Annotated in this window: 10 protein-coding genes; 3 read left to right on the top strand and 7 right to left on the bottom strand. The window is 58.6% G+C overall.

From position 1 onward, the window contains the following. The first annotated feature begins 23 nt into the window (after positions 1 to 23). Both mdeB and ACZ5MJ_RS33420 read left to right on the top strand, forming a co-directional pair. Positions 24 to 2,663 carry an alpha-ketoglutarate dehydrogenase gene (gene mdeB, locus ACZ5MJ_RS33425; RefSeq protein WP_464226756.1) on the top strand — a complete coding sequence of 880 codons (2,640 nt, stop codon included), beginning with the start codon at positions 24 to 26 and terminating at the stop codon, positions 2,661 to 2,663. Between the two features lie 58 nt (positions 2,664 to 2,721). Further along, positions 2,722 to 3,633, top strand: coding sequence for a LysR family transcriptional regulator (locus ACZ5MJ_RS33420; protein ID WP_464226755.1), 912 nt, complete (start codon positions 2,722 to 2,724; stop codon positions 3,631 to 3,633). A 648-nt stretch (positions 3,634 to 4,281) separates the two neighbouring features. On the opposite strand, the gene ACZ5MJ_RS33415 is transcribed toward ACZ5MJ_RS33420, so the two are convergent. From ACZ5MJ_RS33415 to ACZ5MJ_RS33385, 7 genes are all read right to left on the bottom strand, one after another. Then, positions 4,282 to 5,487: a trans-sulfuration enzyme family protein gene (locus ACZ5MJ_RS33415; RefSeq protein WP_464226754.1), complete on the bottom strand. Its 1,206-nt coding sequence runs from the start codon at positions 5,485 to 5,487 to the stop codon at positions 4,282 to 4,284. A gap of 42 nt (positions 5,488 to 5,529) precedes the next feature. Next, positions 5,530 to 6,270, bottom strand: a complete 741-nt coding sequence (locus ACZ5MJ_RS33410; protein WP_464226753.1) for an amino acid ABC transporter ATP-binding protein — start codon at positions 6,268 to 6,270, stop codon at positions 5,530 to 5,532. 34 nt (positions 6,271 to 6,304) lie between these two features. Beyond that, positions 6,305 to 7,423, bottom strand: a complete 1,119-nt coding sequence (locus tag ACZ5MJ_RS33405; RefSeq protein WP_464226752.1) for an amino acid ABC transporter permease — start codon at positions 7,421 to 7,423, stop codon at positions 6,305 to 6,307. A 2-nt stretch (positions 7,424 to 7,425) separates the two neighbouring features. Next, the gene (locus ACZ5MJ_RS33400; RefSeq protein WP_464226750.1) at positions 7,426 to 8,616 is read right to left on the bottom strand and encodes an amino acid ABC transporter permease; all 1,191 of its coding nucleotides are present in this window, start codon (positions 8,614 to 8,616) and stop codon (positions 7,426 to 7,428) included. Between the two features lie 72 nt (positions 8,617 to 8,688). After that, positions 8,689 to 9,705, bottom strand: coding sequence for an amino acid ABC transporter substrate-binding protein (locus ACZ5MJ_RS33395; RefSeq protein ID WP_464226749.1), 1,017 nt, complete (start codon positions 9,703 to 9,705; stop codon positions 8,689 to 8,691). A 34-nt stretch (positions 9,706 to 9,739) separates the two neighbouring features. Further along, a complete protein-coding gene (locus ACZ5MJ_RS33390; protein WP_464226748.1) occupies positions 9,740 to 10,300 on the bottom strand; it encodes a DsbA family protein in 561 nt (186 codons plus the stop codon). Between the two features lie 458 nt (positions 10,301 to 10,758). Beyond that, complete coding sequence (locus ACZ5MJ_RS33385; RefSeq protein ID WP_464226746.1) at positions 10,759 to 11,400, bottom strand: FMN-binding negative transcriptional regulator; 642 nt, start codon at positions 11,398 to 11,400, stop codon at positions 10,759 to 10,761. A gap of 109 nt (positions 11,401 to 11,509) precedes the next feature. Between ACZ5MJ_RS33385 and pdxR the strand changes: the two genes are divergently transcribed. Further along, on the top strand, positions 11,510 to 12,979 hold the full coding sequence (gene pdxR / locus ACZ5MJ_RS33380; RefSeq protein ID WP_464226744.1) for a MocR-like pyridoxine biosynthesis transcription factor PdxR: 1,470 nt from the start codon (positions 11,510 to 11,512) through the stop codon (positions 12,977 to 12,979). Positions 12,980 to 13,008 lie beyond the last annotated feature (29 nt).

The raw sequence follows: 13,008 nt of genomic DNA, 5'->3' as shown, positions 1-13,008 counted from the left end.
GGCGGCACCTTAGAATTTTTGTCATGAACACACCGACTTCACCCCAACTCCTTGATCTGGTCGCTGCCCAGCAGAGCGACTCGGATCCTCTTGAGACTTCCGAATGGCGAGATGCCTTCGTTGGCCTGATTCAAGCCTGCGGCGCTGACCGCGCGCGCTTTGTGCTGGACCGGCTAGCCGAACTCGCACGCGAGAGGCGTATCGGGTGGCGCCCTGAATTGGGAACCCCTTATGTCAACACGATCCCTGTGGAGGAGCAGCCTGCTTTCCCCGGCGACTTGGCCATCGAGGAGCGGCTCGCTTCGTTGATGCGCTGGAATGCGCTGGCAATGGTGGTCCGTGCGAACCAGGCATACGGCGAGCTCGGAGGGCATATTGCGAGCTATGCCAGTGCGGCGGATCTCTTTGAGGCGGGCTTCAACCACTTCTTCCGCGCGAATGACCTCGTGTTCTTCCAGCCGCACAGTGCACCTGGTGTCTACGCGCGAGCTTTTCTCGAGGGGCGACTTACGGAAGCTGACTTGGCGCACTATCGCCAAGAGATCACGGCTCCTCAGAGCGGAGCTCGAGGGCTCTCAAGCTACCCACACCCTTGGTTGATGCCGGATTTCTGGCAGTTCCCCACCGGCTCGATGGGAATTGGTCCCATCAGCTCGATTTACCACGCTCGTTTCATGCGCTACCTGAGCCATCGCGGTTTGCTGGAGTGCCACGGTCGAAAGGTCTGGGGTGTCTTCGGCGATGGCGAGATGGATGAGCCGGAGTCTATGAGTGCCCTGACATTGGCGGCACGTGAGAACCTCGACAATCTCGTCTGGGTGGTGAACTGCAATTTGCAACGCCTCGATGGCCCCGTTCGCGGTAACGGCCGCATCATTGACGAGCTGGAGAAGCTGTTCGCAGGTGCGGGCTGGAACGTCATCAAGCTGGTTTGGGGTAGCGACTGGGATGGTCTGTTTGCCCGGGATGCTAGCGGTGCCCTGACGCGTGCGCTGGGGGACACCGTGGATGGGCAGATGCAGACCTTTGCTGCCAAGGACGGTCGATACAACCGTGAGCACTTCTTTGGACAGAATCCCGAGCTGACGCTTCTCGCGCAGGGCATGACAGACGAGCAGATTGACCGTCTGAAGCGAGGCGGTCACGACCTGGTCAAGATCCATGCTGCCTATGCTCGTGCGGCAGCGCATCAGGGTCAACCGACCGTAATCCTTGCCCATACCAAGAAGGGGTATGGCATGGGAACGGCTGGCCAGGGCAAGATGACCACCCATTCCCAAAAGAAGTTGGACGAAGCGCAACTGCTTGAATTCCGGAATCGCTTTAACTTGCCTCTCACCGATGAGCAGGCTACCGCCCTCGAGTTCCTCAAGCCGACCGAAGACAGCGATGAAATGCGCTATCTGCGTGCGCGCCGTGATGCACTTGGCGGCGCATTGCCAAAGCGAAACGTGGAATGTGCAGTCGTTGTTAAGCCCGCGCTGTCCGCTTACGGCAAGTTTGCTGTAGAGGCAGATGGGAAGGAAATGAGCACGACGATGGCGTTCGTCCGGTTGCTCGGCGGCCTGTTGAAGGACAAGGAACTCGGACCGCGGATCGTTCCCATTGTTGCTGATGAGGCCCGTACCTTCGGGATGGCGAACCTCTTCAAACAGGTCGGTATCTACAGCAGCGTAGGCCAACGCTATTCGCCTGAAGACATTGGCTCGGTGCTGGCATACCGCGAGGCGCACAACGGGCAGATCCTGGAAGAGGGCATCAGCGAAGCCGGCGCTATCGCCTCCTGGACAGCCGCAGCTACCAGTTACAGCGTCCACGGGCTGGCGATGCTTCCCTTCTACATCTACTACTCGATGTTTGGCTTCCAGCGAGTGGGGGATGCAATCTGGGCGGCAGCCGACCAGCGTGCGCGGGGCTTCCTCCTCGGTGCGACGTCCGGCCGAACCACCCTGGGTGGCGAAGGGCTGCAGCATCAGGACGGTACGAGCCACCTTGTGGCAGCGACCATTCCGAACTGCAAGGCATATGACCCTGCCTTTGCTGCGGAGATGGCGGTCATCGTCGATGCGGGTATTCGCGAAATGATGGTCGAGCAGCGCGACGTCTTCTACTACGTCACGTTGATGAACGAGAACTATGCTCAGCCGACCTTGTCTTCTGGCGTCGAGTCGCAGATATTGCGCGGCTGCTATGAGTTTGATAGCTGGGAACGTCCTGCCGTGAGCGCCGAACCGGCTCATCGCGTCACGCTGATGGGATCGGGCGCCATCCTCACCGAGGTTATCAAAGCTGCTCAAGCTCTGGCAGAAGAGGGAATTCACGCCACCATTTACAGCGTAACCAGTTGGAGTGAGCTGGCTCGAGATGGCGCGGAATGGGAGCGTCATGATCTGCTCGGTGAGAGCAGCACGGAGGCGAAGCCTTTTGTCGCGCAGCAGATCGAGCACAGTGAGGGACCAATCATCGCAGCGACCGACTACGTGCGCGCAGTGCCAGAGAGCATCCGCTCGTACCTGCCTGGTGAGCGTCGCTACATCACGCTTGGTACCGACGGCTTCGGTCGCAGCGATACTCGCGGCGCGCTCCGTGAGTTCTTTGGTGTGGATGCACAGTCGATTGCACGTGCCGCTCGGCACGCGCTTGGACTGAAGAAGTCAAGATAAGCAGAAACGCCCCTTCGTTCAAAGGCGAAGGGGCAGAACGAGATGGGGGGAGGCGATTGTGGAAACCTTAGATAGGCAGCTGCGTTACTTCTTGAAAATTGCTGAGGTCCAGTCGCTATCGCGCGCGGCCGAGGAGTTGGATTGCACCCAACCGGCTTTGAGCAGGCAGATTGCCTCCCTTGAGGCCTCTCTTGGCAGGAACCTATTCAATCGAACCGGCAGAGGAATGGAGCTCACCGATGCCGGCTGCAATCTGCTCTCGGAAGTGAAGCCCGCTTTCGTTGCGATCGACTCGGCGGTTCAGGCGCTACGAGACCAAGGCAGTTTGCATGGCACGCTCAAGCTTGCGAGCGTCCACACGCTGAGCTACTACTTCGTAGGTGAGCTTGTCGCGCACTTCTCGGGATTGCATCCGACGGTAAGCCTGTCTGTAATGGGCCGAGGCTCGCCGGAGGTGGTGGCGCTAGTGGAGACTGGAAGGGCTGACCTCGGCCTCGTCTACGACACAGCGGTCGCCTCAGATAAGGTGGTAGCCACTCCCTTGTTCGACGATCGCATGTGCCTCGTTGTCGGAAACGACCGTGATTTGGCCGGGCCAGTAGACCTGACGCAAACGCTACCCCGTCTTGTCGGCTTTCCTCCGCACTACGTGCTTCGCAAGATGGTCCACAGTAGTGGGCTGTACCCTCAGTTTGTCGCCGAAGCCGAAACGGTCGATGCAATGCTCAAGATGGTCTCTACCGGTGTGGGTGCCTGCATACTCCCGGAGCGTATTCCGGACCGGCTGCTGACTCAATATCACCTTAGGAAGGTTGCCATTGCGCGCCCGTCCATGTGCCGGCGCGTTGTGGCCATCGTTCGCGCTGACAGAGCGGACAATCCGCTTGTGCGGGAATTGTCACTATCTGCGCAGGATGTGGCTAGAGCTGCAGGTCTGCATCCGGATATCGAGCTTCCTGCGACTGCTTGACCTCTTAGGGTGGGCTAGCCGCTTCGCCCACTCGACTGTCTCCTCCTTGGGCGGCCTTTCATATTTCAAATTTGAGCGTATCCATTTCAAATTTGAAATCACACCTAGTCGTCTTCGTCGACATTCCGCAGCAAATCCATACGCGCTGGCCACTATTTCACCGGGGCCTGCTTTTTGCAGTTTCCTGCGCCGCATGTTTGCGTGTGGCATGGGCACCTTCGTCCCGAAGTTGCTTCGCGCTGTCGCCGAGATATAACGTATCCGATAGGGAAGATTCATGTCTTACGAACGAAACAAGCCGCGCGATCGCCAGGAGTGCGCGTCCAACGGAAGCGATCGACTTTCTCACGAGAGCCTTCCCGAAAGTGGCCGGTCTGCCAACTCACTGGGGCAAATTGCCCTGCGTCGAGTGGTTGGTGGCGCTAGGGGGAGCGTGCTAGAAGAGGGGGAGCATTCCCGGAGCCTATCTCACTCCGAGTGCTTCGTGCAGGCAGTCTTCCGGAGCTTGCGTTTCAATCTTCGCCGGAGGGGCCCTTAGGCGGGCTTGAGGTGGCCACTGGTGAGAAAAGCTCGCAGCTTACGCTTGCGGGTGAAAAAAGGGCCTCGCGTAGCCGCCGGTGACGCGAGGCCAAGCCGATATGCCCTCAATCAGACCAAGCGGTCCAGAGATTGGCGCAGGTCGGCAATCAGATCTTCCGCGTCTTCCAAGCCTACCGACAGACGAATCAGGTCCATCGTTACGCCGTCACTTAGGCGTGCGGCAGGTTCTACCTTCTGACGCGCCTTGATCAAGCTGCCAGGATGAGTGATGAGCGACTCCGTGTCCCCGAGGCTGATGGCGCGCGAGATGAGCTGTAGTGCGTCAATCATCTTGATCGCGCCTTCTAGACCCGATCTCAGGTCAAACGAAAGCATGCCGCTGCCAGCGCGCATTTGCGTCTTCGCCAGCTCATGGTCGGGGCTGCTTTCCAGGAACGGGTATCGCACGACCTTCACTGCAGGATGCTGCTCGAGCATCTGTGCAACCTTCAGCGCGCTCTCGCCATGCTGACGCATACGAACGGAAAGCGTTTTCAGTCCGCGCATGACCATGAAGCACATCATGGGAGCGAGGGTCGATCCGGTCATGTACTTGAGACCGACAGTCCGGATCTTGCCGATGGTTTCTGCATCGCCAACCACCGCGCCGGCCAGAAGGTCACCGTGACCATTGATGTACTTGGTCATGGAGTGGATCACCAGGTCCGCGCCATGTGCCAGAGGGTTCTGCAACGCTGGCGAACCAAATGTCGAATCCACGAGAACTTTCGCAGTTCCGCATGCATGGGCAACATCCGCCAGTGCTCGAATGTTCAGGAGCTGGCCCGTGGGGTTGATCGGTGTCTCGAAGTAGATAACCTTGGTACGGTCCGTGATTGCGGAGTGAAGATTGGCCGGGTCCGTAAGGTCTACCTTCTTAACCGTGATGCCAAAGCGCGGTAGGCCTTCGTAGACGAAGGACGTCGCAGTGGAGTACATCGTGTGGTGCACAATCAGCTCATCACCGGCCGACAAGAGGGTCAGCAGCGTCGAGCAGATTGCCCCCATGCCCGAACCTGTTACCAGACCAGCCTCTGCACCCTCAAGGTTTGCTAGACGCCTTTCCAGGAGCTCTTGGGTCGGGTTGTGTTGGCGACCGTAGACGTAACGAGAGCTCTCCCCGCTGAATGGCGCGGCGGCCTCCTCTGTGTTGTCGAAGGCGTAGGTCGACGTCATGTAAATCGGGGGGGAGACCGCCCCGAATTTTTCGCTCAGAGGGTCATAGCCGGAGTGCAGGGCGCGTGTCTGGAAGCCGAGAGACTTTGATTCTTTCATCGTTGATGTGCCTGTTCGTAAATGTATGGCGCGAGGGAAAGACTAATGAACGATCTGGCTGAGGAACTTCTTCGCTCTGTCGGATTTCGGGCTTGAGAAGAAGGTGTCTGGAGCCGCCTCCTCGACGATCTCGCCGCGGTCCATGAAGATGACACGGTCGGCGACGTTTCGGGCAAAGCCCATCTCGTGTGTCACGCAGAGCATCGTCATACCGCTCTCCTGTGCAAGACTCACCATGACGTCGAGAACTTCCTTGACCATTTCGGGGTCGAGCGCAGACGTCGGCTCATCGAAGAGCATGATTTTGGGGGCCATGCAGAGCGAGCGCGCGATCGCGACACGCTGTTGCTGGCCGCCGGAAAGCTGGCCCGGGTACTTGTTTGCCTGGTCAGGGATGCGGACACGCTCCAGATACTTCATTGCAGCCGCCTCAGCGTCTGCCTTCGAGCGCTTGAGTACCCATGTCGGTCCAAGGACAAGGTTCTCGAGGACGGTCAGATGGGGAAAAAGGTTGAAGTGCTGGAAGACCATACCGACATCTTTGCGGATGGACTCGATGCTCTTCAGGTCATCGATGAGTTCCGTGCCGTCAACGCGAATCACACCGGCTTGGTGTTCTTCAAGGCGATTGATGCAGCGGATCATGGTCGATTTACCAGAACCGGACGGCCCGCAGATAACAATACGCTCGCCTCGACGGACTTCAAGGTTGAGGTTTCGAAGGACATGGAAGTCTCCATACCACTTGTTGACGTTTTCGAGAGTGACAATGGAATCGGTCATGTTTTCTACCAAAAAGTTCTAGTGAGCCAGGATGTCACGAGGCCTTCGTTGCCTTGTGTTCCCTTGTCAGCTCGCGTTCAAGGCGCTGGCTATAGCGCGAAATGGAGTAGCAGAAGCAGAAGTAGATGAGGCCGATGAAGATGTAGGCCTCTACCCCGAAGCCGCTCCATGCTGGGTCGGCCAGTGCAGCCTTTGCTGCTTGTGTGAGGTCAAAAATCCCGATGATGACGACAAGCGACGTGTCCTTGAAGAGCGCGATAAAGGTGCTCACCAGGGGAGGGATGACTATCTTGAGCGCCTGCGGCAGGATGACCTTGTGCATTTGCTGCCAATAGCTAAGACCCAGCGATTCCGCACCTTCGTACTGTCCTTTCGAGATAGCCTGCAGGCCGCCGCGCACGATTTCGGCAATGTAGGCCGCAGCGAACATAATGATTGCGATCTGTGCGCGCAGCAGCTTGTCGATGTCCATGCCCTCGGGAAGGAACAGCGGGAGCATGACCGACGACATGAAGAGCAGGCTGATGAGCGGTACGCCTCGAATCAGTTCGATGTAACCCACGCACATCGCCTTGATTGCTGGCATCCGCGAGCGCCGGCCAAGTGCGAGAAGAACACCAAACGGAAACGCGAAAGCAATGCCGAAGGTCGACAGAATCAATGTGAGCGGCAGTCCGCCCCACTGCACGTTTTCCACGTGCGTGAGCCCAAGGATCCCGCCCCACATGAGAATTGCTACGGCAATCAAGCAGCCGGTCCATGCCACCAGCAACATTGGGTTCCAAAAGCGCTTGATACCGCTGCAGACGATGGTCGCCACCAGGAGGAATGTCGCCAGCAGCGGACGCCATTGCTCGTCATAGGGGTACGGCCCGAACAGAATCAGACGATACTTCTCGGCAATGAACGCCCAGCAAGCTCCGCCGGCTTCCCGGCAGACATTGGCATTGGGCGCCTTGAACGTTGCTTTGATTAGTAGCCATTCGACGAGCGGAGGCGCAGCCAATAGTAGCAACCACACAACTAGCACCGTGGTCAGAGTGCTTGCCGGCGAAGCAAAGAGATTGCGCCTTAACCTGCGAATGATGCCGGTGGAGCGTGTCGGGGGAGTGCTGGGCATTACCACCGTATTGCCCTGTTGGGTCATGCTCATGGTTAGCGCTCCACCAATGCGATGCGTTTGTTGTACAGATTCATCAGCAGAGAAATGGCGAGACTGATAGTCAGGAACGCGCACATGATGATGAGAATCCCTTCAATGGCCTGGCCTGTCTGGTTCAAAGTCGTGTTCACGATGGACACAAGGTCTGGATACCCAATCGCTACTGCCAACGAGCTATTCTTGATGAGGTTCAGATACTGGCTCGTGGTCGGCGGAACGATTACGCGCAATGCCTGGGGCAAGATGACGAGCCGAAGGGCTCGCGAGCGCTTGATGCCCAGCGAAAGCGCGGCTTCCCACTGTCCCTTGTTCACAGATTGGATGCCGGAGCGGACGATTTCAGCGATAAAGGCAGCGGTGTATGTGATCAAGCCCGCCAGAAGAGCAAACAGCTCCGGCGAGAAGTTCCAGCCACCTTCAAAGCTGAATCCACTCAGATGAGGTGCGTCCAGCTGTAGGTCCGTTCCAGTCAGGGCCCAGGCCAGGAGGGGGAACACCACCAACATGGCAATGGCCCAGGGCCAAATGGCGTGGTAGGAACCCGTCTTTCGCTGAACGCGGTTGCGCAGGCTGGTGGCGATAAATATAGCAGGCACCGCGAGCAGAATTCCCAGGGCAACTGCGGAGGTGGAGCCGCCCTCAATCGCCGGGACGAGCAGACCGCGGTTCGATAGGAATACGCCAGGAAGTGGGTGCAACGCAGCTCTAGGACCAGGAAGGATCTCGGAGATCATCGCGTACCAGACGAGAAGCTGCAGCAGCAACGGTACGTTCCGGATGGCCTGGATATAGAAAGAGGCGAGCTTGGCCGCCAGCCAATTGGTCGACAGCCGCGAAATGCCAATCACGGTGCCTAGGATGGTGGCAAAGAAAAGCCCGATAACCGACACATAGGCGGTGTTCGCCAAACCGACGACAATGGCTCGCTTGTAGGTATCTGCCGGCGAGTAATCAATGACCGTTTCGCCGATGGAGAATCCTGCTTCCCTGTCAAGGAAGCCAAAGCCTGTCGCAATGTTGCGCGTCGACAGGTTGTGCAAGGTGTTGTGCACCAGGTACCAGGCCAGGCCGATAACGATGCCAATAACCAGTGCTTGGTAGATCAGCGCGCGCAGCTTCGGGTCGTGCCATGAAAAGCGCATGGACTTTCCGCGATTGGGCGCTTGAGAGGTGGAATGCTGCATGGTGGGGTCCGACTTATAGGGTGAAACCGGGCCGCGATTGGCGACCCGCTAGGAAGGCCTATCGCATCGATTTCAGCGAATCGGCCAGCCGTACATCAATCCACCCTTCGTGTAGGAGGCATTCAGGCCGCGCTCTAGCTTCATCGGGCTATTTGCGCCGAGGCTTCGATCAAAGACCTCGCCGTAATTGCCGACCTGCTTGATGATGTTGTAGGCCCACTTGTCGTCGACGCCCATCCCCTTGCCCATGCCAGGCGTTGTGCCGAGCATTCGTTGGAGGTTCGGTGCAGTCGTCTTCAGTGCCGCGTCGACATTTGCGGAAGTCAGGTTGTACTCTTCCGCTTCCAGCATCGCGTTCAGAGTCCAGCGCACGACGTTGAACCAAGCTTCGTCACCTTGGCGGACCATCGGGCCCAGCGGCTCCTTGGAGAGCGCTTCCGGCAAGATCACATACTTCTCCGGATTGCCGAAGGTGATGCGCGCCAGCGCCAGCTGCGACTTGTCCAGCGTAATGCCATCGCATCGACCCGACACGAACGCGCGCTTGATTTCGTCGACGGTGTCCAGAAGGACCGGCTTGAACGACATCTTCAGGCTTCGGAACCAGTCCGTCAGGTTGAGTTCGGTCGTCGTGCCCGGAAGTACGCAGATCGTGGCGCCGGACAGCTTCTTGGCGCTGGTGACACCCGAATCCTTGGTGACCATGATGCCTTGGCTGTCGTAGTAGTTGACGCCAACGCCGATGAGGCCCAGTGTCGTGTCGCGCGACATCGTCTGGGTGGTGTTACGCGTCAGAACGTCGACTTCACCAGATTGCAGGGCAGTGAATCGGGCCTGGGTGGTGAGGGGAATCACCTTGAACTTGGTGGCGTTACCGAACATCGTTGCGGCGATTGCGCGGCAGGTGTCAACGTCGATGCCTTGCCAGACGCCCTTGCTGTCCGTGAAGGCAAAGCCGGGGAGATTGGTCGAGACGCCGCATTGGACGTAACCGCGCTTTTTGACGGTGTCGAACGTCTGACCGGCCAGGGCGGCGCCGGACACGAGCATCCCGCAAATGATGCCCAATGACAGTTTCGCGAGTTTCATGTTGTCTCCTCTGAAGAACGTGACTGGATGGAATCTATGTATTGCGACTTGAATCGTCGTGAGCCTCGTTGCGCCAAATCGCTTGTGCCAAATGGACCAGTGAGCTGGGCCCTTGGAATACTTCGCCGCGGTAGACCCAGAGCGGCGGGCCTTTAATCCCATGACCCCGAGCTTTGTCGGCAATCTCATGGGCGCTGACCTTCATGTCCTGGCTGCCTGCTTTTTCCAGAAGAAGCTCGTCGTCCAGACGAGCAGCGTGAAGGATTGTTCGTAGTGCAGCCTCATCGGCAACGCTCTGTTCTTCACACCACTGAGCGCGAAGGAGTTTGTCCACTAATGGCGCGACATCGATGCCCTGGTGCTGCGCGGCAATGACGACTCGGGTAGCCAGGTCCGTATCCGGTACAGTCTGCGGGCTGGTCGCTTCGACTGGGAGGACGTCGGCATTCGCTGCCAGGTTTCGCTCCCTGGCGATGGATGCCACCGGCATGTATCGGACTTGCATTCCGTGGTATGCGACGAGGTCTTTCACCCGTTCCGACACGAGATAGCTCCATACCGAGCTCAAACTAAAGAAGTAATCGATGGTGTTCATTGCGACATCTCTCGATTTCTTTTCAGTAGTACACGTGCAGCAGCAGGCAACGCCGCATGTAAGGCGGGCGCGGTTGCACGAGTGTTGGAGGTAGGCCGGATCGAGCGTTACGATCACGGCTCTTCAGTTCGGCGGGAGCGCCTGGGCGGAGGCGCTCCAGGGAGCAGCGTGCCTAGGTGCCAGGGAACTCGGAGATGGCGGCGTATCGGGGCATTGTCTCTTCCTTACTTCTATCTATTTATGGGCGCGGCCTTTGACCGGCCATTCGTTACACAGTATCGTTCTCGCTGTGGTAACAAGCCATGCATCTCAGTGCATAGCAGCTATTTTCTGATGCTGCGGAGCAGCGCCAGTGGCCGGATTGCGGCCTCTGGCCTGAAAGTCTTTTGCTTTTGCTGCTGTCCGGACAGTTGCTCGTTCACCATGTGGGGGCGTCGATCGGGATACGCGTTGAGTTCTCAGGCGCGCTCTTTGGCGTCGGCACTGTCATGCATGGCGTTGCCAATCAGGGTGTTCCCTTGCTCCATCACCCCGTTAGCCGCACCCCGGAGGTCGCGAACGTCCTTGTTCTGGCTAAGTTTCGACTTCCCTTGGCATCGCGTGACCTCGATCTCGATGCCGACGATGGCTTTGACGAGGGTGTCCATATAGTCCTTGGGGGCGTCCGACATCTTCCAGGGGCGCTCCTGAGTCGCTTCGTGGGTACGCGTGAGGCGTCCGATGACACCGCGGACGTAACGCTCATCATCGTGAATGGTGACGCGGCCGTAGGCGTGGACGACCTGGTAGTTCCAAGTGGGGACTTGCTTATGCGTCTCGTGCTTGCTTGGGTACCAGTTCGGGGAGATGTAGGCATCGCCGGCACGGAACACCACCATGACTTCGTCTCCGTTGGCGACGTCTTGCCAAACCGGATTGGCGCGGGCGACATGCGCCTTCAAGATGCCCAGTTCGGAAGTGTCCGTGTGGAGTTCGAACGGAATGTGATTGGCATCCAGCCCGCTCTTCCCATGCGTAAAGAGGGTTCCGAACGGATGCGCGATAATCAACTCGTGCATCCATTGGGTGCTGGTGACTTCAAAGTGAGCGGGTACGTACATGGCTGCTCCGACATTCTCTTGGGTGTTGGAGTCCATTCTGGTGGAAAACTGGAGTAGAGTGTAGGGCCAGTTTGATGGGATATCGTTAGTCCACTATCCAGTTGCGCGCATGCCTAGAACCGCACAAGTCCCCGAAATCCCCTTCATTGGCACACTGCAACGAGAAGCCGGTCCGCTAAGCCGTCAGCTGGCCCAAGCCATGCGCGACGCAGTGGCGCGAGGTGAGTTGAAGCCTGGCGAGCCCCTACCGTCATCCCGGGCGCTCGCGGAGGCTCTGGGGGTGTCGCGCGGCACAGTCGTTGAGGCGTTTGACCAACTGGTGGCGGAAGGCATCTTTTCGGCCCAGCACGGGGCTGGTACGCGCGTTGCAGCGGCGCTGGATCGCTCCCCATCGCCGAGGCAGCGAGAGAGGAAGACCGTCAAACTGCCGGCAAAGGCGAAAGCATTCGCCAACATAAAGAAGGAATTCGCCGCACTTCCGCCGGTGCCGTTTGCGGTGTCGGTGCCGGCGGGAGCGGCCGGGCCCAATGAGGTCTGGCGCAGGCTTGGCAATCGCTTGCGCGGCGGCGATGCAGCCCCTGCCGGTTACAGCGAGCCTCAGGGCGTCTTGGCATTGCGCGAGGCCATTTCAGACTATTTGCGCCGGTCGCGCTCCGTACATTGCGAGCCGCATCAGGTCGTCATCACCACCGGCACGCAGCAAGGTCTCTTTCTATCCTGCCAGGTCCTTCTGGAGGACTCGGACACCGTTTGGGTCGAGGATCCGGCGTATCGCGGAATCACTGCCATCCTGGAGAGCATCGGGTTCAAGGACAGCATCGTCCATGTGCCTGTGGACGAAGAGGGCATCGACGTCGCGGCTGGCATTGAAATGGATGCCCAGGCGCGCGTGGCATTTGTTACGCCCTCACATCAGTTTCCCTTGGGCATGCCCCTCAGCATGGGGCGGCGCAAGGCACTGCTCGCGTGGGCGGAAACCAATCAAAGCTGGATCGTAGAAGATGACTACGATAGTGAACTCAGATATGCCGGCCATCCCTTTCCTGCGCTTCAGGGCCTAGCACCCGAACGGGTGATATATCTCGGCACATTCAGCAAGATCCTGTATCCGTCGTTGCGGCTTGGATATGCCGTCGTTCCAGACGCCTTGGTTGACGCTTATGTGGGGGCGCGCATCCTGATGGACCGATACCCTCCAACCGCGGATCAATACGTCCTGGCGGCGTTTATCAAGGAAGGGCATTTGGACCGGCATATTCGCCGGGTCCGCGGGGTACATGCTGAACGGCGAGCCTTTGTCATCGAAACCCTGGAGCGATTCATTGCTCCAGATTTGGCCTGGTTGCAACCCTCGGACCAGGGAATGCACCTCGTGCTTTGGCTCGCTGAGGGTCTGGACGACAGAGAGGTTGCAGCCCTTGGCCGAGAAGCTGGAGTGGCACTACGCCCTGTGTCGTCGATGTATGCGGGGAGGAAGCGGCCGGCTGGGCTGGTTCTGGGCTTCGGCGGCTTCGAAGACAAGGCGATTGAGGACGCCGCCCGAAAACTGGCCGGAATCCTCAAGACCCTGGCCAAGTAATCGCTGCGCGCCCCGAGGGATACGCAGCT

The sequence above is a fragment of the Cupriavidus sp. LA-1 genome, from assembly GCF_055385985.1.
This window is presented reverse-complemented; position numbering and strand designations above follow the sequence as displayed.